This is a genomic window from Rubinisphaera margarita (genome assembly GCF_022267515.1).
GTDB classification, from domain to species: Bacteria; Planctomycetota; Planctomycetia; order Planctomycetales; family Planctomycetaceae; genus Rubinisphaera; species Rubinisphaera margarita.
Genome location: NZ_JAKFGB010000014.1, coordinates 247,796 through 272,410, shown reverse-complemented (window position 1 = coordinate 272,410; position 24,615 = coordinate 247,796). Strand labels below are relative to the sequence as shown.

The 24,615-nt window shown below is 56.9% G+C and carries 23 protein-coding genes; 9 read left to right on the top strand and 14 right to left on the bottom strand.

Annotated elements, in window-relative coordinates:
- Positions 1-10: 10 nt before the first annotated feature.
- Positions 11-1,624: a HEAT repeat domain-containing protein gene (locus L1A08_RS13995; RefSeq protein ID WP_238757061.1), complete on the bottom strand. Its 1,614-nt coding sequence runs from the start codon at positions 1,622-1,624 to the stop codon at positions 11-13.
- 195 nt (positions 1,625-1,819) lie between these two features.
- Here L1A08_RS13995 and L1A08_RS13990 point away from each other — a divergent pair, with 195 nt between their 5' ends.
- Entirely contained in the window at positions 1,820-2,449 is a 630-nt protein-coding gene (locus L1A08_RS13990; protein WP_238757060.1) for a 3-keto-disaccharide hydrolase, read from the top strand.
- Between the two features lie 151 nt (positions 2,450-2,600).
- Here L1A08_RS13990 and L1A08_RS13985 read toward each other — a convergent pair whose 3' ends face one another.
- From L1A08_RS13985 to L1A08_RS13970, 4 genes are all read right to left on the bottom strand, one after another.
- Positions 2,601-3,407, bottom strand: a complete 807-nt coding sequence (locus tag L1A08_RS13985) for an RluA family pseudouridine synthase (RefSeq protein WP_238757059.1) — start codon at positions 3,405-3,407, stop codon at positions 2,601-2,603.
- Positions 3,408-3,548: 141 nt separating this feature from the next.
- A complete protein-coding gene (hemA, locus tag L1A08_RS13980; protein WP_238757058.1) occupies positions 3,549-4,844 on the bottom strand; it encodes a glutamyl-tRNA reductase in 1,296 nt (431 codons plus the stop codon).
- 51 nt (positions 4,845-4,895) lie between these two features.
- On the bottom strand, positions 4,896-5,744 hold the full coding sequence (gene ccsA, locus L1A08_RS13975; RefSeq protein WP_238757057.1) for a cytochrome c biogenesis protein CcsA: 849 nt from the start codon (positions 5,742-5,744) through the stop codon (positions 4,896-4,898).
- Positions 5,745-5,804: 60 nt separating this feature from the next.
- Positions 5,805-6,284, bottom strand: coding sequence for a 6-pyruvoyl trahydropterin synthase family protein (locus tag L1A08_RS13970; protein WP_238757056.1), 480 nt, complete (start codon positions 6,282-6,284; stop codon positions 5,805-5,807).
- Between the two features lie 227 nt (positions 6,285-6,511).
- Between L1A08_RS13970 and L1A08_RS13965 the strand changes: the two genes are divergently transcribed.
- From L1A08_RS13965 to L1A08_RS13950, 4 genes are all read left to right on the top strand, one after another.
- Positions 6,512-7,900 carry an RtcB family protein gene (locus tag L1A08_RS13965; RefSeq protein WP_238757055.1) on the top strand — a complete coding sequence of 463 codons (1,389 nt, stop codon included), beginning with the start codon at positions 6,512-6,514 and terminating at the stop codon, positions 7,898-7,900.
- Positions 7,901-8,036: 136 nt separating this feature from the next.
- The gene (locus L1A08_RS13960; protein WP_238757054.1) at positions 8,037-8,387 is read left to right on the top strand and encodes a hypothetical protein; all 351 of its coding nucleotides are present in this window, start codon (positions 8,037-8,039) and stop codon (positions 8,385-8,387) included.
- Positions 8,388-8,579: 192 nt separating this feature from the next.
- Entirely contained in the window at positions 8,580-8,990 is a 411-nt protein-coding gene (locus L1A08_RS13955) for a hypothetical protein (RefSeq protein ID WP_238757053.1), read from the top strand.
- A 150-nt stretch (positions 8,991-9,140) separates the two neighbouring features.
- Positions 9,141-9,911 carry a hypothetical protein gene (locus L1A08_RS13950; protein WP_238757052.1) on the top strand — a complete coding sequence of 257 codons (771 nt, stop codon included), beginning with the start codon at positions 9,141-9,143 and terminating at the stop codon, positions 9,909-9,911.
- A gap of 263 nt (positions 9,912-10,174) precedes the next feature.
- On the opposite strand, the gene L1A08_RS13945 is transcribed toward L1A08_RS13950, so the two are convergent.
- The gene (locus L1A08_RS13945) at positions 10,175-11,620 is read right to left on the bottom strand and encodes a DUF1501 domain-containing protein (RefSeq protein ID WP_238757051.1); all 1,446 of its coding nucleotides are present in this window, start codon (positions 11,618-11,620) and stop codon (positions 10,175-10,177) included.
- Between the two features lie 291 nt (positions 11,621-11,911).
- Here L1A08_RS13945 and L1A08_RS13940 point away from each other — a divergent pair, with 291 nt between their 5' ends.
- Positions 11,912-12,388: a DUF1569 domain-containing protein gene (locus L1A08_RS13940; RefSeq protein WP_238757050.1), complete on the top strand. Its 477-nt coding sequence runs from the start codon at positions 11,912-11,914 to the stop codon at positions 12,386-12,388.
- Positions 12,385-13,575, top strand: a complete 1,191-nt coding sequence (locus L1A08_RS13935; RefSeq protein WP_238757049.1) for a serine hydrolase domain-containing protein — start codon at positions 12,385-12,387, stop codon at positions 13,573-13,575. The genes L1A08_RS13940 and L1A08_RS13935 overlap by 4 nt, the downstream gene beginning before the upstream one ends.
- On the opposite strand, the gene L1A08_RS13930 is transcribed toward L1A08_RS13935, so the two are convergent.
- The 4 genes from L1A08_RS13930 to L1A08_RS13915 form a co-directional block, all read right to left on the bottom strand.
- Positions 13,576-14,208 (bottom strand): hypothetical protein, encoded by a 633-nt coding sequence (locus tag L1A08_RS13930; protein WP_238757048.1) that lies wholly within the window; start codon positions 14,206-14,208, stop codon positions 13,576-13,578. It abuts the gene before it with no gap.
- A gap of 273 nt (positions 14,209-14,481) precedes the next feature.
- Positions 14,482-14,838, bottom strand: coding sequence for a hypothetical protein (locus tag L1A08_RS13925; protein ID WP_238757047.1), 357 nt, complete (start codon positions 14,836-14,838; stop codon positions 14,482-14,484).
- Positions 14,839-15,366: 528 nt separating this feature from the next.
- On the bottom strand, positions 15,367-15,843 hold the full coding sequence (locus tag L1A08_RS13920) for a fasciclin domain-containing protein (RefSeq protein ID WP_238757046.1): 477 nt from the start codon (positions 15,841-15,843) through the stop codon (positions 15,367-15,369).
- A gap of 325 nt (positions 15,844-16,168) precedes the next feature.
- Positions 16,169-17,545: a hypothetical protein gene (locus L1A08_RS13915; RefSeq protein ID WP_238757045.1), complete on the bottom strand. Its 1,377-nt coding sequence runs from the start codon at positions 17,543-17,545 to the stop codon at positions 16,169-16,171.
- 419 nt (positions 17,546-17,964) lie between these two features.
- Here L1A08_RS13915 and L1A08_RS13910 point away from each other — a divergent pair, with 419 nt between their 5' ends.
- Positions 17,965-18,783: a sugar phosphate isomerase/epimerase family protein gene (locus L1A08_RS13910; RefSeq protein ID WP_238757044.1), complete on the top strand. Its 819-nt coding sequence runs from the start codon at positions 17,965-17,967 to the stop codon at positions 18,781-18,783.
- A gap of 152 nt (positions 18,784-18,935) precedes the next feature.
- Here the strand turns inward: L1A08_RS13910 and mdoH are convergent, their stop codons facing one another.
- From mdoH to L1A08_RS13900, 3 genes are all read right to left on the bottom strand, one after another.
- Positions 18,936-20,954, bottom strand: a complete 2,019-nt coding sequence (gene mdoH, locus L1A08_RS13905; protein WP_238757043.1) for a glucans biosynthesis glucosyltransferase MdoH — start codon at positions 20,952-20,954, stop codon at positions 18,936-18,938.
- Positions 20,951-21,082 (bottom strand): hypothetical protein, encoded by a 132-nt coding sequence (locus L1A08_RS22745; RefSeq protein WP_261362879.1) that lies wholly within the window; start codon positions 21,080-21,082, stop codon positions 20,951-20,953. Before L1A08_RS22745 ends, mdoH begins: the two co-directional genes overlap by 4 nt.
- Positions 21,083-21,251: 169 nt before the next feature.
- Positions 21,252-22,880, bottom strand: coding sequence for a glucan biosynthesis protein (locus L1A08_RS13900; RefSeq protein ID WP_238757042.1), 1,629 nt, complete (start codon positions 22,878-22,880; stop codon positions 21,252-21,254).
- Positions 22,881-23,502: 622 nt separating this feature from the next.
- Between L1A08_RS13900 and L1A08_RS13895 the strand changes: the two genes are divergently transcribed.
- Complete coding sequence (locus tag L1A08_RS13895) at positions 23,503-23,802, top strand: hypothetical protein (RefSeq protein ID WP_238757041.1); 300 nt, start codon at positions 23,503-23,505, stop codon at positions 23,800-23,802.
- A gap of 82 nt (positions 23,803-23,884) precedes the next feature.
- Here L1A08_RS13895 and L1A08_RS13890 read toward each other — a convergent pair whose 3' ends face one another.
- Positions 23,885-24,550 (bottom strand): 3-keto-disaccharide hydrolase, encoded by a 666-nt coding sequence (locus tag L1A08_RS13890; RefSeq protein WP_238757040.1) that lies wholly within the window; start codon positions 24,548-24,550, stop codon positions 23,885-23,887.
- Positions 24,551-24,615 lie beyond the last annotated feature (65 nt).

Below are 24,615 nucleotides of genomic sequence, written 5' to 3'. Positions count from 1 at the left end.
TCTTGGTGGCTCACGTCACGAGCCGCAGCGTCGACAAGAGCAGGGACTTCGTTTCGGGAGTAAGAAACTGAGCATCTGGAACAATACGCTCGATCGTCTCAATATTTTCTCGGCTCGGCTTGGTAAAATTTCGGTTACACGTAAGCCTGGAGACGATGGATTGATCAGCCCTTCGACTCACGATCGGATCGTCGATTTCAGCGCATCTGATGAGCCACACAATTGAATCCCATTTGGCAAAGCACGTCGCTGCCACCGAAATCGTGTTCAATCGCGCGTTCAGGGAGACTGCAGAGCGAGCAAGATCGAGAAGAGCCTCTCCGTCAATCAAATAAGGATAGAGCAGGAGAAAGGCGGTCACTCGTCTTAACACTTTGCGATTGTCATCGTTCAGTCGAGGAAGAAGGTCTCTTGCCGCACCTTCCCCCAACGCTCTACCAATTCCCCGAACTGCATGAACGCGACGAGAAGGGAAGTCGTGAGTCAGGTAACGCCGTAGCAGTTCCGCATCTTCTTCCCGCGCAGTATCAGCCAATCCGAGAAGCGCTTCGTAATCATCAGGATGCTCTTGAATCGCCTCACTGTAACAGGCTGCGTGCTCGCTAATTCCTAACCGTGCCCGCTCGAAACGAGCAAGGTCACGCAGGGCGTAGCTCACGTCAAACATCGCCCGTTTCCAGATTTCAGCCGCATCTGCAGGGCGACTTTGTGCTTCCACGCGATACGCCTCTCGTCGAACAGCCATCACGGGATCCCGCTGCAGTCGGCGACAGTTCGACGCGATCTCTTGCTGATCGAGAAGACCCGGCATTCGCTTCGTGAAGATAATTCGGACCGTCGCAACACGGGAAGAAATTCCTGCAGGAAGCAATCTCGCTTGATGCTCCCCCGACACGATGAAGACAATGTCAGCGAAAGTTCTTCCGATACCCCGTGCATTCATATTGAGCGTCGCCACCGCGTCGTCATGTCGGGACGGCACGAGGAAATTGCGAAGCACGGATTCGATCAATGCTGCGAACTGGCGGCGTTCGCAGCGATTCAAGTAACCGAGTAGTGGAAGAACGACTTGCCTTTGTTCCGGCGTCAATGCGTCAAATCGCTTCTCAAGGGATTCTCGAGCGTCGTCCGCAATCGGCTGAACCCAGTCGTTGCTGCGCAGCATCAGGAAGGGCAGCACGAAGCCATCCGTCGAGAGCGCGAGTCGACGGACCGCACCGTGGCGGACGTAGCCGTTCCGATGAAAGCTGAAGACGGCAAGGAGTGAAAGGTAGCTCGGGGAATTCTCCCGACCAACAACCCTGGTTAAGACGTAGTCGTCTTGAACACGTTCGCTCCCCCAGCCTCCAATGGAGGATATGGAATTTTCCAGAGCAATCAGGTCTTGCCAAGTCGCCCCACGAATAACGCGATGGGCAGCACTACGGGCCTTCGAGCGTACGCCAGAATCAGCATCGTCGAGATAAAGCGAAACACCAGGCAAATCCGCCACATTGCGTGCGCGTTCAAGAGCTGTCAGGATATACCGTTTCCTTTGAGCGGTCTCCTGATCTGACTCCGAATCCCGGATCGGGTAGAAGAGCTTTACAAGTCTCGCCCACAGGTTTTTAGTTGGTTTCCACATAATTTGATTTCCTGTTTTCGAAGACAGGATCTTCGGTACCAGGTTCACGGGTTCTTGTGAATGAGACGAACATCCGGCAGTGATTTGAGTTCAGATCGGATTTCAGGATACACTTCGATCAGCGGACTAGGATGTGAAATGCTGTGTCCGTTTTCAGTTACCGCATAGAGTTCCCAGTCTGAGGAGATTATGAATATGACGATCCGTGCTCTTCGTTCGTTGCTTACTGCAGTTGTGGTCTGTTCGATCTTCGGAGCGAGTTCCCTCCATGCCGAAGACGGCAAATGGATTTCTCTTTTCGACGGCAAGTCGCTCGACGGCTGGAAGAAGGTCGGCAAGGAAACCAGTCACTGGAATGTGAAGGATGGCGTGATTGTCGGATCGGGCGATCAGTCGATGCTCGTGACGACCGGCCAGACGTACAAGAACTTCCGCTACCGGGCAGAGATCAAAATCAACGATGGCGGCAACTCGGGCATGTATTTCCGCACGAAGCCCGAGCCGGGGTTCACGGATGGCTATGAGGCTCAGATCGACAGCACGCACAAAGATCCGATTCGTACCGGTTCGATTTACGGCATGTGTCACGTCTACGAGCAGCACGTGAAGCCGGATACGTGGTTCGATTACGAAATCGAAGTGCGAGACGATGTCTGGCGCGGCCGCGAGATGACCCGCATCAAGATCACCGTCGACGGCAACGAACTCTACGAGTACCTCGACTTCGACAAAACCTTCGGAGCAGGCCACTTCGCCTTCCAGCAGCACGATCCGGGCAGCATCGTCCAGATCCGCAAAGTCGAAGTGATGCCGCTGGCTGACTGAATGTGGTGGAGTTGAACGAGACGGTACTGCATTGACTCCGCAAGGGTAGCCCCGGTTGCTCCGCTACCGGGGCCGACGGAGTCGGCAGGAGGTTTTGTCCATCCGTTGTGATCAATCTCGGTCGTTGAGAAAGTCCCTCCGGCAACGAAAGTCACTCGTTTTCAACAGACGGCTGATCGTTCTCCAGTAACGTTCGCGCGAACGCGGGCCAGCTGTTTGGCAGCGGGGCGGTGATGGTCATCTCGTCGTAGCGGACCGGGTGTTTGAAGGTGAGCTTCCAGGCGTGCAGGGCGATGTGCGTGGTGTAGTCGCTGGTCAGCGGCTGCAGGTTCGTCTGTGTTTTCGCGCCGTAGAGCTGGTCTCCCATGATGGAACAGCCTCGCGAGGCGAACTGAAGCCGGATCTGATGCATTCGTCCCGTGAGAGGATTCACTTCTACGAGTGTGCCCTGGGGATGGGAGCCGATCACACGGTAACTCAGAACGGCCTTCTTCGCATCTGCTGTTTCGCCCGGTTCGATCACGGCTCGGGCCTGATCGGGGACTTTGCGAATGAAGTCGTGGAGTTCGCCTTCGGTAGCCGGCGGAGCGTTCTCCAGCAACGCGAGGTACGTCTTCTTCACTTCGCGTTCGCGGAACTGCTCGGCCAGTCGGGCGGCTCCCTTGGAGTTCTTTGAGAAGAGCACCACGCCAGTCACGGGACGATCGAGGCGATGGACGACGCCGAGGTAGACGTTGCCCGGCTTCTCGTACTTCTGCTTCAGATAAGCCTTCACGTAGTCGGGCAGACAGAAGACGCCTTGGGGCGAACCCTGACTGAGCATGCCGACCGGTTTGTTCACGGCGACGACCGGATTGTCTTCGCAGAGGATTTCAAGATCGCGAACTTCGTCCGGCGTGGGCAGGGATTCGATGACAGTCTCGCCCGATTCGGTCCGGCGACGGGATTTCTTTGACATTCTGAATTCAGTTTCTGGTCGAGCAATGAAGAGGGGGCGGAACTGTCTTCTGTGTCGCGTCACACGCGAACGGTCGTCCTGCTGGACAAGCCAGCATTGGGAGACCTCGCATGAAGCTCAGAGACAGGCCGCCCGTGCGGTTTAATGGTTGAGTCCGTCGCCCAACCCGAACAATTGCTTCATGGTTTCAAGCAGCGTATGGGGCGTTCCTTCTTTGGAATGCTGCTTGATGTTTTCGAGCGGTGGATGCAGCAGTTTGTTGACGATGCGGTTGATCGTCTGCTCGATCAGCTGGCGGTCGTTGTCGTCGACGTGCTCCATCTTGCGGAACAGACGATCGAGTTCCTGACGTCCAATCTCGTGCCATGTTTCCCGCAGCTGCTGCACGACTGGACCGGTTTTCCGATGGTAAAAGTCGTGCATGAACTGGCTGGTCGCCGCTTCGAGCATCTTCTCGGCTTTGTCGATTTCGCGTGCCCGGGCTTTTCGGTTCTGCTGACAGGTCTGCTCGAGATCGTCGATATCGTAGAGGAACACGTTGTCGTCGCAGCGGGCGATCTCGGGGGCAAAGTCTCGAGGGGCTCCCAGGTCGAGAATGAACAGCGTTTGCTGGGAAGACTTCGCCCTGCGCAGCTCGGCAAAGCGTTGTTTGGTGATGATCGGTTCGGTCGCACCCGTGGCACTCACGATGACCTGAACGTCACTCAGTCGGGATTCCCACTCGCTGAAGGGAATCCATCTTCCCCCCCAGTTGTCGGCCAGCTGCTGCCCACGTTCCTGGTTGCGATTGGCGATGATAATTTGGCTGACGCCTTCGTCTTTAAGGTAACGCAGCGTCTCCTCGGCCATCTCTCCGGCTCCGAGGATGAGCACGGTTTTGTCGTCGAAACGTTCGAAGATACTCTTGCCAAACTCGCCGACAGCGACCGAAGCAATCGAGATCCGCCCTTCAGAAAGTTTGGTTTCCGTGCGAACCTTGCCGGCGAAGTTCATCGCGGCCTGAAACAGCTGATGGGTCAGCGGGCCGACCGCATCACAATCGGCTCCCCGCTGATAGGCATCCTTGATCTGAGCGACAATCTGAGCTTCGCCGAGCACCATGCTGTCGAGACTGCTGGCGACACGAAACAGATGCCGCACGGCTTCAATTTCGGTTTCGGTTCGCAGTTCGTTAATGAAATCATCGAGCGGAATCTGGTGAAACTCCGCCAGAAACCCGGCGATCTGCTCCTGGCTGGGGAGCACGCCCCGGTCCTCGGCTCCAAAGTAGAGTTCGACGCGGTTGCAGGTCGAAACAATGACGATTTCCGTCTTCGGAAACCGGGCGTTGAGGTGTACGTATGCGGCGCGCAATCGCTCCTCACTGGAGAATGCGAGTCTCTCGCGAATCTCCAGTCCAGCCGTTTCGTGATTGCAGTACACAACGCGTAAATTCACGGCGTTTCAAGTTTCCAGCGTCATCAATGTTCCGCCTGTCTTCCGGCTGCATCAGCCATGCTGGGAGGGGAGTCCCGTCAGATTGACCAGAATCTGCAGACCGAGCAACGTAACGATAAGAAAGCCAAAGGCCCAGGCATTCATCAGCGCAATCTGCCGGCCCTGCATCGAACGCTTCTTGAACAGACCCCCAAACGAGAGCACCATTCCGAGCCAGACGATGGTGAAGCCGATGACGATTGGATCCTGCCAGGAAACCGGCCGGAGCGCTTTTTCGGAACCGCCGATCAACAGAAAGCCGGTGAGCAGACCCAGCGTGAGCATCGGCATGGAAATCGACACCGACCAGAGATTGTAGCGAGCCAGCGAAGCCAGAGCCGGCAACGTAAAGCCGCCCCGGAGGTTCTGCTTCTTCTTGAGGCGCCGATGCTGCAGAAGATACATCACGCTGATCAGAAATCCGGCCAGGACGCCGGTGATCCCGATGACGAGCGAACTGGCGTGCAGCATCTTCAGGACCCGCTGGCTGCCGAACAGAACATCCGGATCGTTGCTGACCAGACTGGACGCCCCGACCATCAATAGAGCCAGCGGAAGCACGAACAGCCCCATGGCGTCCGCTCCTCGCCTCTGCAGATTCCAGACGACGAACCCCAGATAGCCGGCGACAAGCAGCCAGGCGGCGACAAGGAGCCAGTCGTGATTGGAAGCGACGAGCGGCGGCAGCTGCGATTGAATCGAGCGGGAGATCAGATACCAGGTATGAGCGATCAGGCCGGCGACCGTCGCAATCAGCGACAGCCAGCGGAGAGGAGGCAGCGGTTTCCAGTAGCGGCCGAGTTCCAGGAAGAAAGCGGCGGCGTAGCTGGCCAGAAAGCAGAACAGATGAACCTGATGCATGGATCCGCGATCTGTGACAGCTTGTCAGTCAGAAAACCTGAGGCAGGGAGGCGATGAAATTCAGGAGCCGACGCTGTGAGACGAGGAATACTCCGCTTCCGTCGGACGGTGGGATGTCGTGCTGGCTTCGGCAAACGACTCTTCCGTTTCCCAGATGATGACGCGACTGACCTCGACCGGGAGATCCTGCATCATCTTCGGAGCGACGACATCGAGCAGGTACTTCGCCATGTTCTCGGCTGTCGGATTGTACGGGAGGATATAGTACTTGGTCGGCTCCACCCGTTTGATCGCGTCGATCCCGTTCTCGTCGATCTCGTTAAGCAGGAACGCGTGGTCCCAGTTGTCGTCGATCCAGCCCTTGAAGGTCTTTTTCAGGTACGAAAAATCAATCAGCCGCCCGACGTCATCGGTTTCTTCCCCCGAGACGTAGATTTCGGCGACATAATTGTGACCATGGAAGGAGGCGCACTTCCCTTCGTGCCCCACCAGTCGGTGGCCGGCACAGAACGGAATGCGCTTCATGATGGTGAGCCCCATGGGCTTATCCTCGAATTACAGCCTGATACCGGCTGGCAGCAGACTTCGTATGGAATCGCTTCAAAAAGTCATTATGAATTATAACGGTGCATTTTCAATGACCAAACGTAGGCGGTCCTGGACCGCTGTGGACCTCTTTTCACGTGCTGGACACTTTCTCCCGAACCTTTCCGGCCCTTGGAGCATCCGCTGAGACAGACTCTTTTTCTCGGAAAACTCAGGTCATCATGAATAAACGACAGCTGCTCGCCATCGGAATTCCGGAATACGCTCTCGCGGCCGCCCTCCAAACGGTTCAGCGAGCCGTGGCCGAAGAAGGCATGCGCGGAAAGGAATTGAAGTCCTCGCTTCAGGCTGTGGCCCAGTCGCCGGAAGACTATGTCGACAATCCCGTTTTTCAGCCGCTCGCTCAGTTGCTGATCGAAGAGCCGGTGCCGCCGGTCCATGAACCGATCGAGTACCAGACGTGGGGAAACGAGATCGATCCGGCCAGTCATGTTCAGATGCGCGACGCCTGCCGCCTGCCGGGAGCATACGGGGCTGCGCTGATGCCGGATGCCCATGTCGGGTACGGTCTGCCGATTGGCGGCGTGCTCGCGATGGAAGGCAAGGTCGTGCCGTACGCCGTGGGGGTCGATATCGCCTGCCGTATGAAGTTGTCGATTCTCGATATGCCGGTCGAGACGATGAAGAAGAACTTTGAGCATTACAAAAACGCCCTCGAAAACGGGACCCGTTTCGGAGTCGGCTGCGAATGGAAGAAGTCGCAGGATCACGAGGTGCTCGACCGCGACTGGACCGTTTCGCGAGTCACCCGGGAGAACAAGGACAAAGCTCGCAAGCAGCTCGGAACGTCCGGGTCGGGGAATCACTTCGTCGAATTCGGCGTGGTGACTCTTAACGAACGGGACGACGAACTCGACCTTGATCCGGGAACGTACGTCGCCCTGCTGAGCCACAGCGGTTCCCGCGGGACCGGCGCGAGCGTCTGCAACGTCTACTCGAGTATTGCTCAGCGGCAGCTGCCGCAATCGCAGAAGGAATTCGGGCGGCTCGCGTGGCTCGATATGAATTCGCAGGAAGGCCAGGAATACTGGGAGGCGATGAATCTGATGGGCGAATACGCGGCCGCCAATCACGCCGTGATTCACCGCAACGTCTCGAACCTGCTCGGCGGACGGATCATTACCGGGGTGGAGAATCACCACAACTTCGCGTGGAAGGAAACCCACGGCGGTAAGGAAGTGATCGTACATCGCAAAGGGGCGACGCCAGCCGGAACGGGTGTGCTCGGCGTGATTCCGGGGTCAATGGCCGATCCGGCTTACATTGTTCGCGGCAAGGGAAACGCAGCCAGTCTCGATTCGGCGTCCCACGGCGCCGGCCGACGGATGTCGCGGACTCAGGCCAAGAGCAAATACAACTTCAAAGCGGTTCGCAACGACCTGCTGAAGAAGGGAATCCACGTCCTTTCCGCCGGTTCCGATGAAGTCCCCGGCGTCTACAAGAACATCGACAGCGTGATGGCCGAACAGCAGGACCTGGTCGACATCGTCGCACGGTTCGATCCGAAGATCGTGAAAATGTGCGGCGACGGCAGCCGGGCCGAAGACTAGGCCGCGAGGTGGAGGGAGAATTGATTGCAATTCCGCACGACCTACTGTACATACTACAGGTAACCATTGCCTGCCGTTGTGTACACACGACGCCGGGTCGTAGAAGATTTGCGGACATGCATTCAAGGCTCTCTCGATGATTCAACTTCTCAAGCGATTATTCTCCCGCAGGAAGTCCACTGGCGGCATGAATGCGATGCCGTATGCAAAGGCTGTCGACGTGGCGGCTCAGGACGACAATCTCAAGATTGTCTTTCTGAATCCACTGCTCATGCTGCTTGCCGGAGCGGAGAAGCAGAAAGGGAGCCCCCTCACGAAACGGGAAGTCTTCGCCGTCCGCGATTCAGCAAACTGCCTCGTGATGCCGGCTGAAAAAGCCCGCGCCTTCGGAGCCGCCCTCGGCATGTTCAATGATCTTCACCAGATCAACCCCCGCCGCTGCTGGACCGAATGGCAACAACTCCGCGATCAGGTGCAACTCGAGTAGACTCACCCGTTTTCGAGGAGTGCCACTGGCTCCGCGTCCGTGGATCAATCGGAGGCTCCGATAGGGAATCCGTAGATGTGGGACAGGTCGCAGAATGGCCGGTTGCCAAGCAATAGGGTATCGGCGATGGGCCGTTCAAGTGCTATCCGACGCGACTTCAAGTGAAATCCCAAGTTTTCTTAAGGAAGACACATGCCAGTAACGATCAGCTACGATGTCACCGACATAGAAAACAACCAGCGCACCTACATCCGCAGCATGCTCGAACGTTTTCATTGGCGTCGATTTGGCGGCAGCGTGTTCCATTATGATGGCGTTCCGGACCCGGCTACAACAGAACTCCATGAAGACTGGCTCAACCATGTCGTTCCGGCATTGATGTTCTTCCGTTCTTACATCCAAAAGAATAATATCACTTTAAAATTCTTCACCGTTGACGCTTCTGGAACAGCTTACGTTGATCATAGTGACCCGGCCTTACTTTTCGGTCAGCAGGCGGTCGATGGCGCGCACCTACCACTGAATGCGAACCCAACGAATGTGCAATCGTCTGAAAAAGCACTTCGGGCCTTCGTGGACAATGCGCGTGACGCCGCTGGTTGAGTACCGCGGCCAAATGGATGCGAATGCCAGCACGCATCACAAAGCGATAGAACAAAAAATGCACCCGAGCGGCGAAGCCGGGCGTTTTCAGATGGACAATCTCTCGTCGTCGCCGGGTGATTCTAGGCGTTATGCGAAAAGGAGCGAGTTGTGCCCGCCACAGACTTAGTTGACCTCGGGCAGGCTTTGTGTGTACTTAGTAACCCGCAAGTCACCGCCCCTGACACGATCTTCCGAAACATCCGCGAGCTGCGAAGATTGACGGAGTCTCTCGGACTTTCACGAACCCATATTGCGTCCGGCCCACTCGCTGCAATCGCCTCGATTCCCACGCTCAATAATCGCCCAAACGGAACAGCGGTTGCACAAATTCAAGCATACTTAGGCGCAATCAGCGCCACGGCGTACGACGAGGTCACTGGCCTCTCCATTGTCCGAACCACAAATGTGCAAGTTGCAGATGAGTTTGCCGACCTCGCCAGCCGATTACCACTCAACGCAACACAATCTACATTGATTGAAGAGGCCGTGTCCGCGTTCCGCGCATCCGCATTTCGTGCTTGCATGGTCATGACATGGAATGGAATATACGACTACATTCGTCAATGGGTTTTCGACACCCAGTTGAGTGCCTTCAACGGTTCGTTGACTACTGAATATGTTCGCCGAAACGGCACCCCAGTCTATGCCCCAATTCAGGACTACGATGATTTTCTGACTGGTAAGCCTTCAGAGCGTACTGTGATCGATACCTGCTACCACGCGAATATTTTCGGAGAGCGATTGCGAGACGAATTGCGTCAATTGCTCCGCAGACGGAACGATTCGGCACACGCAACGAATCGTATGCCAGACGCGACCCAAGCGTTGGCATATGCCCATGATCTTCTTGACATTGCAACCGGTCGACCATTCGTATAACCAAACCATGCAGCCGCGTTGTGTTCGGCACACAATCACATGGATCATCAACGGCCACAACCGGCTGATGGTAGGCGTTATCCGACTGAAGTAGCCCCACTTGTTCTGCATACTCGCAGGAGAGCCGGGAGGTTGATCTCCCGGCTGCGCAGCAATAAGCAGCAGCCCATGGGCCGTTCAAGTCTCTGGCCCGGGCAATACTGAGTGAGACCGGCTGCGATCACTGTCATTTCATTGCCAACGCCCGGCTGCTTGTGACTTCGTCACCCGGAAGTGAACATCCGGGCCATCCCATTTGTCAGCAGAGTTCCGGGATTGGTTTGGCTTCGCCTTCGACCAGGGGGATGGGGCGTCCACTGGGGTTGATCCAGTGGCTGTTGGGATCGATGCCGAGTTTGTGGAACACAGTAGCGGCCGAATTCGCCGGGGCCGAGTCTGCCGGAGACGATGCCGCCGGCTCGGCTGTCGGTGGCGCCAATGACCTGTCCGCCCGGGATGCCGGCTCCAGCGAGGAGCATCGACATGACTGGGGTCCAGTGGTCGCGGCCGGCTTCTTTGTTGATGACCGGGCCGCGGCCGAATTCGCCGAGGACGAGCACCAGCGTCGAGTCGAGCAGGCCACGATCTTTCAGGTCCTGCACGAGATTGGTCACGCCGAAGTCGAAGCCGGGGAGCATCGGCTTCAAGCCTTTCTCAATGCCGCCCCAGCGGACGTTGTCGCCGTGATGATCCCAGTGGCCCCAGGCATCGCTGAGGGTGATGAACGTCACCCCGGCTTCGACCAGCCGACGGGCCAGCAGGGCTTTGCGGCCGAACGAATGGTTGCCGTAGCGATCGCGAACGTCCTGCGGCTCATTGTTGAGATCGAAAGCCTGAGCGACGCGGCCGGAGGAGACCATTTCGTAGGCTTCGCGGGTGTAGCGATCCTGCAGGGCCAGCGACGGATTCACATCAACGTGCTGACGGAAGCGGTCGAGTTCGGTACGCAGGTCGTTGCGATCTTTCAGGCGAGCTCCGGCGAATCCCGGGAGCGGCTCGAACTTGCCGGCAGCCGACATGCCATCCAGCGGTTCGTAGTTGTGACCGAGCTGACCGGCTCCGTAGACGTCGGCCTTCAGACTGTCGGCCAGGGCGACGAAGGCGGGGACGCCGGGGTGATTGGGACCGCGGAATTTCGCCGCGACGGAGCCCATCGACGGATAGCCGCCCCCATTCTTCTCACTGATCTCACCGACCCGCCGCGACTTCGGATTCGCCGCCTGAAAGGTGGTCGGCGTGTGATTGCTCGCGGTGGCATCCATCGAACGGATGATCGCGAACTCGTTCATCATCGCCGCCTGCAATGGAAGTTGATCGCAAATCTCGATGCCGGGCACTGCGGTCGAAATGGTTCCGAGCGGACCGCGAATTTCGGCCGGAGCCATCGGCTTCGGGTCCCAGGTTTCGAGTTGACTCGGGCCGCCGGACAGCCAGATCAGAATGACCGACTTCGCTTTCGGCGTGCGGCTGACAGGCGGGGCAGCGAGCAGCGGGTTCGAGAGGGAGCCGAGGCCGGCGAGGGCACTCATCCCCATCTGCAGAAACCAGCGGCGACCGGAACCGACTTCAATGGGAGCGGGCTGCGGCGTAAACAGCTGGCTGATGGTAGACGGCCGGGGCGAGGCCTGAGCGGAAAATGCGGCTGCATTTCGACGATTGGAGGCGGGCATGGTAGGGTCTCCAGGAGGTTCGATTCCGGAGGAGACCGCGGCGAGGCTCAGCGATCAACAGATGTTGAAAGGGTGGGAGCAGAACGCGGTCGGCGTCCGGCAGATTTGAGTGTAACCAAATGCCAGGAGCCACGTCCAGAGTTCTCCTCCAAGTCTTGTATCGGCAGGCAGGGATTGACATCCACATTCCCAACCCCAATTTGCAGCCGTTATCATGCAGATTCGACAGGCATCGCCGCCTCGACAAGCATTCCTCGAACGACACCCGGACCATCTGCAGTGGAGATCGTTATGTCAGCGCCACGGACATTGAATTTCAACGACTGGGACAGCATCGAAGCCGATTTACGGGAGTTGACGGCTGGCTATGAACAGCTCGGCAAATGGAACCTGTCGCAGGTGGCTCTGCATCTGAACGACTGGCTCACGTATCCGATGGATGGATTCCCGAAAAATCCGTGGCCTGTCGGAGCGATGATGGGCATGGTGCGGGCGACGATGGGGAAGTCGATGCTCCGCCGTTCGTTGAAGGAAGGCTTTCGCCCCGGCACGCCGACGTTTCCCGGTTCGGTCCATCGCGCCGACGAAGCGGAGGATGCCGCGGCGGTTGAGCAACTGCTCGGGACCATCACCCGCTTTCGGAACTACTCGGGAGAAATTTGTCCGTCGCCGTTGTTCGGCAAGATGGACTACGAGACGGCGGAACGATTGCAGTTCGTGCACTTCGCTCATCACCTGCGGTTACTGATTCCCAGGGAGGCTTCATGAGTAATGGGATCGGGCGGCGGTCATTTCTTCAGCTTCTTGGAATGGGGCTGGGGCAGGCAGCGACACTGGTGCAGGTCGCGAACGCGGAAGACCGTCTGTCTCTGGAACGTTTCCGTGAAGCCGAACGGGCCGCTATCGAGAAGCACGTCGCCGAGTTCATGGACGCTTACGAAGTGCCGGGGGTGTCGGTGGCGATGGCTCGGTACGGCAGGCTTCAATTGGCGGCCGGGTTTGGGTGGGCGGATCGTGATGCGGAGATTCCGGTGGAGCCGCGGCATCAGTTTCGGATTGCCAGTGTCTCGAAGCCGATCACGTCGATGATGATCTTTCGACTAATCGAAGACGGACAACTGCAGTTGACCGACCGTCCGTTTGCCGAAGAGCGGCTGCTCGCCTCGCTGCTGGACGAACTGGAGTTGCCGGACGAGAAGCGGACGCAGATTCAAGCGATACAGATTCAGCATCTGCTGGAGCACACCTCGGGCGGTTGGGGAAACAAGGTGCACGATCCGATGTTTACCTGGGAGGCGCTGCATCTCGATCATCGCGAATTGATTCGCTACACGCTCGAGACGTTTCCGCTGCTCGATGAACCGGGCACCACGTTTCGCTATTCGAACTTCGGCTACTGCGTACTCGGCCGCGTGATCGAGGCGGTCACGACGATTTCTTACGAACAAGCCGTCCGCAAGCATCTGCTGCAGCCGGCCGGCGTGGAGCAGATGACACTCGGCGGCCGGAGAAAGGCAGAACGCAAACCGGAGGAAGTTTGCTACTACGGGCAGAAAGGGCAGAAAGAAAGCCCATATGCCCGGCTGATGCACGTGACTCGCATGGATGCCCATGGCGGCTGGATTGCTTCGCCGAGTCAGCTGGTGCGACTCATGCTGCATGTCGACGGTTTCGACGAGCCGAAGGACCTGCTCACCGCGAACTCCATCGCGACAATGACGACTCCTTCCGAAGTGGAGCCGAGCTATGCAAAAGGCTGGAACGTCAATGAAGCCGGCAACTGGTGGCACATCGGCAGCTTCAACGGCGGAGCAGGCATCCTCGTCCGCACGTCTGATCGCTTCTGCTGGGCAATCCTCGTCAACACCCGCAGCCACGAACCAGAGTTTACCTCTGATCTCGATCGACTCGGGTGGAAGATTCGGCGGGCCGTGAAACGTTGGCCGGAGGTGTAATCACGGCATCGAAACCAGCGTGAAGAGTGCTCGTAGACCAAGAGAAACGAGAAACTTTTCGGTGAGCCTGGTTCCGTCCTCAGGCTTAATCGGGTTCCGTTGAACCTGATTCCGGTAGCAGTCTAATTGCGGAGTTATGAGCGGTTCGCGAGTGAAGTCGACTTGATGGAAGACGTAAACGATCTCTCTGTGTCCGCCCCGTATTCTGTTTTTCACGGCCATCAGCTGAAAATCGGCTCGCCGAATAAGTAATTCACAGCTTTGAAATTTCTTCTTCAGTTCTTCCGAAAGTGGCCACGCTTCCACCAGATAGGAGTCGTTTCGTTCTTCCTGAAGCTCAAAACGCCATTCGTCGAAACTGCTTCTTTCGGGCATGCCGGGCAGGAATGGCATCCACTCAGCAGGCGACGATGGCAGGAACTGAGCCAGGATATTGAGTTCCGCTACGATACACGTCTGGAATTCTTTTCTTTCACAGTCGAGAACGGTCAACTTCCCGTTCTTCCAGATCCACTCATTATTAGCGGAAAGCTCCATCCCGTATTCTTGCCCGACGCGAGTAATCGTGTCACCGACTCTGCTCACGTCGCCGACTTCGAGCAATCGTGCCTCGGTCGGGGATCGCCAGTGCATTTCGCCTGTCCCTGTCGACCATGTATTGAAAACATGATCATACCGGTAGAACGTGAAGTGTACGAGGACGCTGTCGGTGATCTCGGTCCTCTTCTTCCATCGTTCGATGACGCTCCCGACATTTTCAGAATCGTGATGAACGGAATGGCCAATGATGGCGGATAGGACACCGATTGTTATGAAAAGTATTCCCATCGAACCTTCCAGTTTCAGAGACAAGAACTTCTGGTGAATCGTCTCCGTGGGGCAGCTGATCGTCAATATCAGTTCGATCTATCGTCCGCTGCCAAGATCGGTTCCCGAGAGTTCCTGAAAACGTCCGCTGCCAAGGTCGAGGCCGGAGACACCTTTGATGCGTCCGCTGCCGAGGTCCATGCCGGAGACTTTCGAGGTCTGCTCGAAGTCATCGAGGTCCATCAGGATCATGGCGGTCGGTTCGTCGATCAGACCGGCCAGGTACATGTCGAAGATTTCGTCTTCGTTCAGCTGCCATTCGAGAACGAGGATGGCGGCTTCGTCGAAGGTCATCATCTTGTCGGCCGGCGATTTCGCCAGGCAGTCGGCGGGCTGAACAGCGAATGTGGCGAAGAAGGCGACGGTGATCAGAGCGGCGTGAATGAGCGTTTTCATGATCATCTCCAAAGTTCGGTGTGAAGCGTTGTGTGTTCACACTTGGAAACGAAAAGAACGCCGCGAAGGGGACACGGGCCGGGCCCCGGATGAACTTTATTGGGAGCTCGTCGGCGGAGGATCCACGAATGGCTGAGCATTCTCGTACAGTCGCAGCCGCCTCTGGATCGCGGCTCGCTCTTGCGAACAGGACCATACTCGGGGCGATCGGAAATTTTGCATCGACCGGATGTGAAGATTCGCCACTGCGCACAGCCGTCTATGTTCCTCCCTCACGTCTCCGATGTCGTGACTGCCGCGCTTTGCTTCTGTGGGCTGAAATTCGACCGCACAAGTTGGAAAGGTGCGTCTCGGGTCTACAATCTCTTTGAGCATGGCCGACCAACGGCCATTTCCCGAACTCGACGCCCATCGATGAACCGGTTTCTATTCGCGAAACACGGCCACTTCTTAGCCCTAAATACACAAAAACGATCCTCAACAAATTTATTGAGGATCGTCTAGTTTACTTAAGCAGTCACCCAGCGATTATTCTGGCATGATGACGGTGTCGATCACGTGAATCACACCGTTTGAGCACTTGATGTCGGTCTTCACCACTTTGGCGTTGTCGACCATGACCTTCTTGCCCTTGGTCTTAATCGAGACTTTAGTTCCCTGGGCCGTTTCGGCTTCGTGCAGTTTCACCACGTCGGCGGCCATGACTTTGCCGGGGACCACGTGGTAGAGCAGGATAGACGTCAGCTTGTCCTTGTTTTCGGGCTTCAGAAGCGATTCCACGGTTCCCTTCGGCAGCTTATTGAAGGCTTCGTCAGTCGGAGCGAACACGGTGTAAGGGCCTTCACCCTGCAGGGTATCAACCAGCCCGGCGGCTTTGACGGCGGCGACGAGTGTGTTGAAATCACCGGCTCCGACGGCGGTTTCGACGATCGTTTTCTCAGCAGCCTGAGCCGAGAATGCGAGTCCAATAACAGTAGCGACAGCAAAGCAAGTAGTTCTAATCATGACTTCAGTTCCTTTCAAAGGAGTAGGGGAGGTTTGAAAGGATTCTAGAAGTGAGATCTCGATCACAAGGATGTATTCCAGGAATTCACCGGATATTGGCGGTTTCTGTTCTTTGAGTGTAGAAAAACGGAAAGGGCCGCACGTGGTGTAGTGCGGCCCTTCAAGGAGACGAGAGAGACATCGTATTCTCAAGAACGACAGCCGGATCTGGCTCCCATCCTGACTGTCGCGCTGACGGAAGGGTCGGACTTCGAGTCAGCGTTGTTCGGTCGACAGCTCAACCGGGGACGAAGTGAGCTTCATTCCCCAGCGAGTGTCCGGCACGTTACTGGATGCAAGGCTGGCATCCGTCCACGCATTCGTCACAGGTCTGCGGGCAGCAGTCGTTGCAGACTGGAACCCGTTCGCAGACGACGCGAGGCACGCAGCGGGTTTTCTTGACCATGATCGTGCGAGGCACGCATTTCGTCTGGGTGACGTAGCGGACGTCGCGGACCGTCTGGCAGGTCGTGTAAGGGACGCAGCGGGTGCGGCATTCCTTGACCATGTGACAAGTCGTGTACGGAATCTTCCGTTTGACCGTATCACACTTCCAGGTGCAGGTCGTGTAAGGCACGCGGCGGGTGATGCAGCGTTCGACGAAGTGACAGGTCGTATAAGGGACGCGGCAACGCTTCGTTTCCTGGACCATGTGGCAGGTCGTGTAGGGAACCTTGCGGGTGCGGCATTCCTTGACCATGTGACAGGTCGTGTAAGGAACCTTGCGGGTTACGGTGTATGGAACCTGTTCGCAGACCGTGTAGGGCACTCGGCGAGTTTTGACGCAGGTTTCGTAGCGAACCGAGCAGACCTTCTTCTTGACCACTTTCGGGCACCAGACCTGACGGCAGATGGTGTAGCCGCCGTGGCACTTGTTCATCACGCGGCAGTCCGGGCAGTCGTTGCCGCAACCGTCGCCACAGCCGTCGACGCAACCGTCAACACAGCCGCCGTAGTGATTGATGCAGCACGATTCGGAATGGCAAGTCGTGGGACACGGGCAAGGGACCCGTTCACGAACCGTTTTCCATTCGCCACAGCAGACGTCGACCCAGTGCGTTTCCCGAACCGGCTTGCAGACGGTGTAGCAGACGTCGCGATAGCAGGTGCGGGTTTTCGTGCGGTACTGAGTGGAGCAGACTTCTTTGTAGCAGGTCTTGTAGACCGGGCGGCAGGTTGTGTAGCAGACGTTGCGGTAGCACGTTCGGGTGACCGGGCGGCTGACCGTGTAGCAGTGCTCACGGTAGCAGGTCTTGTACACAGGCTTGCGAACGGTCTCTGTCACCTTGCGATAGCAGGTCTTGTAAACCGGCCGACGAACGGTTTCGCAAACCGTGCGGTAGCAGGTTTTGTAGACCGGGCGACAGACTTCGTACTTTTCCTTGCGGTAGCAAGTCTTGAACACAGTGCGAGTGCAGGGGACGGGAACCCGTTCGCAACATGTATCGTAAACCGTGACCGGACAGCAGTATTCCTGTGTATCCCAGACAACCTTCTTCACCGTCTGATACTTGGGACCGCAGCACTGCTGCTTGGCGATGCCAAAGTGGCCCCAGCGTCCACATGTGTCTGTCGGACAGCAATCGAAGCTGTCTGCGCCGCAATACGCGGCCTGTGCTGTGCCGCCCATCGCGCCAATCATCAGCGCGAATGCAGCAAGCATAATCCTGGCTGCTGACTTCATGGTTCTTGTCCCTCTTTTTCGCCTCGTTGATGGAGTACCGAGGCTTGTGTTCGTAATGAAACCGGAGCGCACGCACCGATCCGGCATGCTCCAACTGACTCACGGCACGCCCGGGAGACGGGCGCCACTTCTTGTTTCGTCAACAAGATCGACTCAACTTTCCCGCATTCACCACTTTGGACAGATTGCCGAGCCTCTCGTGAGGGCCTCTGTCGCGCAATCACCTCAACCGGTAAATCCGGTATCCAGAGCGAAGAACGAAGAACGGAACCGAGCCGGTTTCGCCGCTCGGGGCGATCCGCTAGGATGAAGTGGGAATCTGGCCGCGGCCAGTTTTTGGTATTCGCAAGTGGCTATGAAATAGAGACTTGCAGCGACATACAGGCGGGAGAGCGTTGATGCGATTTGCGATTTGTCAGGAACTGTTCGAAGGGTGGTCCTGGGAGCGGCAGTGCGAGTTCATTGCCGAGACGGGATACACCGGCGTCGAGGTGGCCCCCTTCACTCTGGCGGCGTCCGCGGACAAGGTGACTCAGGCCGAGCGTGAGCATTACCGTAAGACAGCCGAACAGGCCGGACTGGAGATCATCGGGCTCCACTGGTTGCTCGCGAAGACCGAAGGGTTCTACCTGACGACTGCGGACGCCGATGTCCGTAAACGCACCTCGGAGTACCTCATCGAGCTGACGCGGCTCTGTCAGGACCTCGGCGGGGAACTGATGGTCCTTGGGTCCCCGAAACAACGAAGTCTGTTGCCAGGCGTTTCAATGGCTGAAGCGAACGATCACGCGATTCAGGTTCTGGCCGAGGTCGTTCCTCACCTGGAAGCAGCCGGCGTGACGCTCTGCCTGGAACCGCTTTCGCGACAGGAAACCGATTACATGATCACCTGCCAGCAGGCCCGCGAGTTGATTGATCACTTCCGCAGCCCGGCTATCCAGCTGCATCAGGACGTAAAGGCGATGTCGGATGAGTCGACGTCGATCCCGGATCTGATCCGTGAATTCCGCGACGTGACCGCTCACTTCCATGCCAACGATGTCAACCTGCGTGGACCCGGAATGGGTGAAGTCGATTTCCAGCCGATCTTTGCCGCGCTGAAGGAGACTGGCTACGACGGCTGGGTGTCGGTTGAAGTCTTCGATTATTCGCCGGGAGCCGAGAAGATCGCCGTCGATTCGCTTGAGTACATGAAGGGAGTCTGGGCGAACTGTTAGAGCATTTTCATGCTTCACCAGCAGTCGCATGGGCGCCTATCCCCTGCCATGCTGAGTTTGCTTCTGCAAACGTCGGTAGTTGAATTCGCCCATAAAAAAAGCCTCTCCGTCGGTTTGACGAAGAGGCTTTTTCGTGGAATCACAGCCAACGCTTACACATTCTGACAGATCATTGCCAGACGCTTGAAGGCTTCGTTGTCGAGAATCAGAGACCGACGAACATCGATCGGCAGACGACTGAATTCGCCGCTTCGGACATACGATTCGACCTCTTCAAAGTTCTTGGTGACGAACGGCTCGGCGGGTTCGTGAGCCGGGAGCATATCGCGGGCGATCTTCATGTGCATCAGCGAATGTCCACGGTTGGCGAGCACGGTCTGCAGGATGTCGCGACCTGGTTCGACCAGCGGATTCTCCCGGAAGAAGGCAGCGGCTTCGTCGAGTGTTCGCAGCACCTGCGGCCGGGTTTCTTCTTCGGGAATGAGCAGCAGATTTCGCTTCTGCAGCCAGTGGCCAATACCGCGGCTGCCGAATGCTGATGCCAGGGGGACGATCAGCATCGGACCGATCAGCATGGGCACAAACCAAGGCAGCAGAGCAGGAGCGCTCCAGGCAACCAGACCTCCCAGAATCGCGTAGAACAGCATTACATCCCAGTGCATCGACCACGCGTCTTTAAGGCTGACATTCGTCTCATCCCGCTGCTGGCAGTTCCAGGCCACGGTCTTTCCCATCAATGTCGAAAGGACGAACCGGCTGTGGTAGTAAGCCATTACCGGGGCGAAGATAATAGAGATGGCCGTCTCCAGAATCGTGCTTCCGAACAACGCCAGTCGACCGCCATGCCGCCGAGACTGTTCGCGGTTTCGCGACATCAGATACAGGCTGAGAAACTTTGGCACGAGGAGCATAACCATCGAGATGCTGAAGACGGTCAACATCAGATAGCCATCGATCGCACCACCGTCCATCGCCGGACCTTCGATCCAACGGGTCGCCAGTAACGATCCGATGAAGGCCAGCCAGATTGGCGATGCGACGTAGGACATCACCCCCATGGCGAAGTGAATTCGGCTGAGCGGGCGGAACCCTTCACACATGACGAGTCGGGCATGTTGCATATTGCCCTGACACCACCGCTGATCGCGCTGTGCGTAATCGGCCAGAGTCGTTGGGCATTCTTCGTAACTGCCTTCCAGGTCATCGGCGATCTGGACCTTGAAGCCGGCTCGCAGCATCAGAGCTGCTTCCACGAAGTCGTGACTGAGAATGTCTCCGCCCAGCGGGCGCGATCCTGACAGTACTGGCAGTTCACAATGATCCACAAAGGGACGAACGCGGAGGATCGCATTGTGGCCCCAGTAGTTGCCGTCGGTAGCCGTCCAGGAACAGAAGCCACGAACGCAGAGCGGTCCGTAGACGGCGGCGGCGAACTGCTGCAGCCGGGCGAACAGAGACTGGCGATTCACGGGACGCGGCGGAGCCTGAAGGATGCCCAGTCGCGGATCCAGCAGCATCCGTCGCACCAGTTCGAGGATTGTCCGGCCAGACATCACGCTGTCGGCATCGAGGATGAGCATGAAGTCATAGTTACGCCCCCAGCGTTCGCAGAAGTCGGCAATGTTGCCGGCCTTGCGTCGCAGGTTCTTTGCCCGTCGTCGATAATAGACGTTGATCGGTGGATGATAGTGTTCGACGTATTGAGTCCAGATCAGTTCTTCACGCAGCGCGATATCCGGATTCGTGGTGTCGCTCAGGACAAAGAATTCGAACCCATCTTCCCCGCCCGTCTCGTGCAGGGACTGAATCATCGCGTGAATTCGGGAAAAGACCGCTTCGGGGTCTTCATTGTAAACCGGCATAAGGATGGCCGTCCGGCTCTTTTCGGCAATAGCCGCAGCCGAGCTGGGTTTCAGCTTGTGTCGAGCCGTTCGGCTCTCCGTCACCGCACACCGGAATCCCAGAACCGCGTTCCAGAAGCCGATGGAGATCCAGAAGGAGAGGATCACGAACAGAGAAGTCGAGACAGCATCGAGCGTCGAGATTCCGTTGCCGGAGATCACGAACAGGAAGCCGGCTGACAGAATGACTGTCGAATAGGTCGATGCAGCCAACAGCGCCAGACGGGTCTGACGTGCCTGATACGCCGCATAATACGAGTTGCCGATCACATCTTCTCTCCTGCGAGGCGACCACGGTCAATGAGACCACGAAGTCGCAGAACGGGAACCTGAGCGGCTTCGGTCCAGCCGTCGAACCGCAGCCACCAGACCCGCCGCAGCGTCATGGGAGGTCGCATAGGTTCGAAGTTCTCACGAGGAACGACGCGTACGGACCGTGACCGCCGCGGTACGGCGACCGTTAGAGGACGATGGATTCCGTTCATCCTCACGGTAGGGGCGAGTGTGCTGATTGTTGACTTCATGGGGGGTGATCCTGAACTGTTATCTGTTGTGTGCGTGTGAAACTTATTCAACTCGTGTGTAAACCTGCGGATACTGATAGGGCGGGGGCTTGATTGGACAAAGGTAAGCCCACGTTTCGGTCAGTTTCCGATTGGCGTCTTTCAGACAGACTTGAATCTCAAAAGGAGCATCGGACTCAGGTCTGATCACGAGTTCGAGCGTCCAGCGGCCATTGGGGCGCCGAACGATTTCTTGATGGAGTACTTCGCCGCGGATGGTCTGTAGCTGGGTATGAACCGCAGTTTCCGCTGCCAGATCGGCAAGTGATTGGCCCTTGAATTCGATCGAAAGTCGAACTTTCGAATCGGGGTCCCGGTGAATCTGAACGTTTTGAATGGCTGCCAGGTAATCCCTGCACTTTGTTTTCAGATCCCCGTGGAAGTAATGGATTCGATATGCAATCGGCAGACCCTGTTCGAGGTTTTTAGGAAGTTCGGGCACCCAGTAGGCGCCGATATTGTCAATTCCCTCATGCGATCCCGGGAGCTCGAGCAGTTCCATATGCCCTTTGGGCCACTGATTTTGCGGTTCAATCCAGACACTCGGTCGACGGTCGTATTGAGCGAATGAATCCTGGAAATGTTCGAAACGGGTATCCCGTTGCAGAAGTCCGAATCCGCGAATTTCATTCGCGTTCAGCCGGCTGACTGACGGATAGCTCTGGCGGCACAGACTCCGCCACGTCCATCCCTCGGTTGTTTCAACGAGCAGACCGTCGGCGTCGTGCACCGATGGTCGCAGATCGAGCGGCGGAGGGATCAATCCATCACCCCACATCCACATGCTTGTGACCGGGGCGATGCCGAGCTTCTCCGGTCGACTGCGGAAGTAAATCATGGAACGGACATCGATCTCGGCGGTCTTTTCCTGGGGATGCAAACGAAATTCGTAGGCTCCCGTCAGCGAAGGACTATCCATAAATGCCAGAACGATCAGCTCGTTGACTCCCTCTTCCGGCTCGACAATCCAGAACTCGCGGAAGACCGGAAACTCTTCTTCACCCGGCGTTCCAATATTCACCGCCAGCCCTCGAGTGGAGGAACCGTAGACGCAGTCTGAACTCCGACAGCGGAAGTAGCTGGAACCCAGGAACGTCAGAATCTCCTGCGGATCATCGTTGCCGGGAAATCGGCCGGCGATGCGGATCCCGGAAAAGGTCGTCTCGGCCGGGATATCAAAGCTCGACATCGACTCGGGATATTGAAAATAGTCGCGATTGAAAGCGACGGTTTTCTCGCGGCCCTGTTCAATCACGTTCAGACCGATCTGATCGCGCTGGACGAAGCCGGGATGAAACATTTCGATCCAGAACTGATCCGAGCCCCGCCAGATCGCCTTTTTGTGATTGAATTGAATCTGTTGATATTCGTCGTAGGTCAGCGTCGAGAGAATCTCATGGGCCTTGGGTGCGGGTTGGTACGGATGCGCGGCTTTGAGCCGGGCGTAAGCCGTCAGATCCTCGAAGGAAGTGACAGCGAAGGCGCGAGAAAAAGAGGAGTCGCCCAGAGGATTCGCAACCACGGGTGTCGACCTTTCCTGAGACAAGGCGGCCTCGGGCAGAAAGACGCCCGAAGAGGCGAGACTCGTCGCGATGGCGATCAGCGTTGGACAGATTGTTCGCCAGCTTTTCATCAACTCACTCCAGCCCACTGAAAAAGGAATGCAACAATGGTTCTGAACCAGCAAAGGTCGAACCATAAAAAAGGGTTGAATCGTTCTGTCGGTTCAGGGGGACTTGCTCGACCCTGCGGACGGAAAACGAGCCGGATTCGATCACATGGAGAGGTACTGACCTCTTGTTGTGATCGAATTTGAATCACGATGGTCATTCCCAGCGCAGCACTCTGCTCCAGTTTCGAGCAGCGACGTCGTCTGCGACTTTGTCAGCGCGGGAATTTTCACCAGCGGTCGAGAAGGTCTTCTCGGATTGGTGTGAAATTCTTACGAAGCGAAGACAACTTCATGTGTCAATATGACAACACGTTGCGTCGTCGGAAGCTGGGGATGCGGAAAGCGGTTCCGCGCGATCACGGAGAATCGACGGTCTCTGTGAACAGCTTCAAATAAATTTTACAAACCCTCGATCCCCGAGCCGGGCCTGCGCGCAATGTGGCGATTGTGCGAAACTTCACTGATGTAACGGGGGTTCTCCGGTCGATGAGTTAAAGGAAGTCGTCCTTTTTCGGGAACGACATCACTCTACGAAATTGCACGGCTCCAGGCCGATGTCATCTTTCCCCGAGGAGAAACAAGGATGTTTCGACGTTTGGCCCAGGCTGGCTTGATGGCAACCGCATTGATCATGGTTGTCAACACGGCGATCCCAGAAGCAGGTGCTGCAGGACAGGGACAGCCAACCGACTGGAATCGGTTCTACTACTACCCGTACATGTACTATCCGCAAAACTTCCAGCAGTACGGCAGCTACGATCACATGTATTACCGGTACGCCCCGGAAATGCAGATTCCGGTCTACAATAAGGACTGGCACAACTTCTATCCGACCGAACGGCCGTACCACAAAGGGTACCACTTCCACCTGGACGTGTTCTAAGCCGCTTGATGTCTGAAGCCATGGAAACAGGCGATCGCCCGGGAGCGATCGCCTGTTTGCGTATTCTACCGTAAGTTGAGAATTATTTCTCGCTCAACGGGCGAATTTTGAAGTCCCGAATTTTGGCCGTCGTTTCGAAGCTCGACAGACCAAGCGGCTTGGATAAATCAACTTCGATCCGTGTATCGAGCCGCCGCTCTTCAATGTCGACATCGACCATCTCTTCATCGTCCAGCCAGACCGTGATGCGATTGTCAGTCACCTGCAGCCGGATGTTGTACCACTTGCCGTTCTCGAAGGTCGCATAGGTTGTCGATTCATTCTCGGAAGCATCGTAACCATCGATGCTCGAGATGCCGATGACGCCGCCGCCCCAGCCGCCCATGATCAGCGAGCAGTGCTGATCCTTGACCGGAAATGTCAGCCCGACGAAGAAGTCGCCGCCGAGTTCGCGTTTCGCTTCGAGCCGCATCTCGTAGTTCACCTTCGGCAGCTTCTTGAACGCCTCTTCGGTGATCGTCACCCCATTCAGCGGCGATCCCATTTCGATCGTCAGCACACCTTCTTTCACGCTGACCTCGCCGGGCCCTCCAAACTGGGTTTTCTGCCAGCCGTCCAGCTTGTCTCCTTTGATCAGCGAAATGGCTTTCGCGTTCTTCTTGCCTTCGGCGGGTTGATCGTCGGCAGCGGCGAGGGAAAACGGCAGGGTGAGAAGCAACAGCGTCGACAGGTGCAGATGAAGTTTCATCGGGGAATCTCCGGAACAGGTGCGCGGTTCATGGAAACTCCATCATACAGCAAGAAGGGCTGGTG

Excerpts from the sequence above, each read along its gene's own strand:
- L1A08_RS13995 (WP_238757061.1), bottom strand. The coding sequence starts at position 1,624 with ATGTGGAAACCAACTAAAAACCTGTGGGCGAGACTTGTAAAGCTCTTC.
- L1A08_RS13990 (WP_238757060.1), top strand. The coding sequence starts at position 1,820 with ATGACGATCCGTGCTCTTCGTTCGTTGCTTACTGCAGTTGTGGTCTGT.
- L1A08_RS13985 (WP_238757059.1), bottom strand. The coding sequence starts at position 3,407 with ATGTCAAAGAAATCCCGTCGCCGGACCGAATCGGGCGAGACTGTCATC.
- ccsA (WP_238757057.1), bottom strand. The coding sequence starts at position 5,744 with ATGCATCAGGTTCATCTGTTCTGCTTTCTGGCCAGCTACGCCGCCGCT.
- L1A08_RS13970 (WP_238757056.1), bottom strand. The coding sequence starts at position 6,284 with ATGGGGCTCACCATCATGAAGCGCATTCCGTTCTGTGCCGGCCACCGA.
- L1A08_RS13965 (WP_238757055.1), top strand. The coding sequence starts at position 6,512 with ATGAATAAACGACAGCTGCTCGCCATCGGAATTCCGGAATACGCTCTC.
- L1A08_RS13960 (WP_238757054.1), top strand. The coding sequence starts at position 8,037 with ATGATTCAACTTCTCAAGCGATTATTCTCCCGCAGGAAGTCCACTGGC.
- L1A08_RS13955 (WP_238757053.1), top strand. The coding sequence starts at position 8,580 with ATGCCAGTAACGATCAGCTACGATGTCACCGACATAGAAAACAACCAG.
- L1A08_RS13945 (WP_238757051.1), bottom strand. The coding sequence starts at position 11,620 with ATGCCCGCCTCCAATCGTCGAAATGCAGCCGCATTTTCCGCTCAGGCC.
- L1A08_RS13940 (WP_238757050.1), top strand. The coding sequence starts at position 11,912 with ATGTCAGCGCCACGGACATTGAATTTCAACGACTGGGACAGCATCGAA.
- L1A08_RS13935 (WP_238757049.1), top strand. The coding sequence starts at position 12,385 with ATGAGTAATGGGATCGGGCGGCGGTCATTTCTTCAGCTTCTTGGAATG.
- L1A08_RS13930 (WP_238757048.1), bottom strand. The coding sequence starts at position 14,208 with ATGCACTGGCGATCCCCGACCGAGGCACGATTGCTCGAAGTCGGCGAC.
- L1A08_RS13925 (WP_238757047.1), bottom strand. The coding sequence starts at position 14,838 with ATGAAAACGCTCATTCACGCCGCTCTGATCACCGTCGCCTTCTTCGCC.
- L1A08_RS13920 (WP_238757046.1), bottom strand. The coding sequence starts at position 15,843 with ATGATTAGAACTACTTGCTTTGCTGTCGCTACTGTTATTGGACTCGCA.
- L1A08_RS13915 (WP_238757045.1), bottom strand. The coding sequence starts at position 17,545 with ATGCTTGCTGCATTCGCGCTGATGATTGGCGCGATGGGCGGCACAGCA.
- L1A08_RS13910 (WP_238757044.1), top strand. The coding sequence starts at position 17,965 with ATGCGATTTGCGATTTGTCAGGAACTGTTCGAAGGGTGGTCCTGGGAG.
- L1A08_RS22745 (WP_261362879.1), bottom strand. The coding sequence starts at position 21,082 with ATGCGACCTCCCATGACGCTGCGGCGGGTCTGGTGGCTGCGGTTCGAC.
- L1A08_RS13900 (WP_238757042.1), bottom strand. The coding sequence starts at position 22,880 with ATGAAAAGCTGGCGAACAATCTGTCCAACGCTGATCGCCATCGCGACG.
- L1A08_RS13895 (WP_238757041.1), top strand. The coding sequence starts at position 23,503 with ATGTTTCGACGTTTGGCCCAGGCTGGCTTGATGGCAACCGCATTGATC.
- L1A08_RS13890 (WP_238757040.1), bottom strand. The coding sequence starts at position 24,550 with ATGAAACTTCATCTGCACCTGTCGACGCTGTTGCTTCTCACCCTGCCG.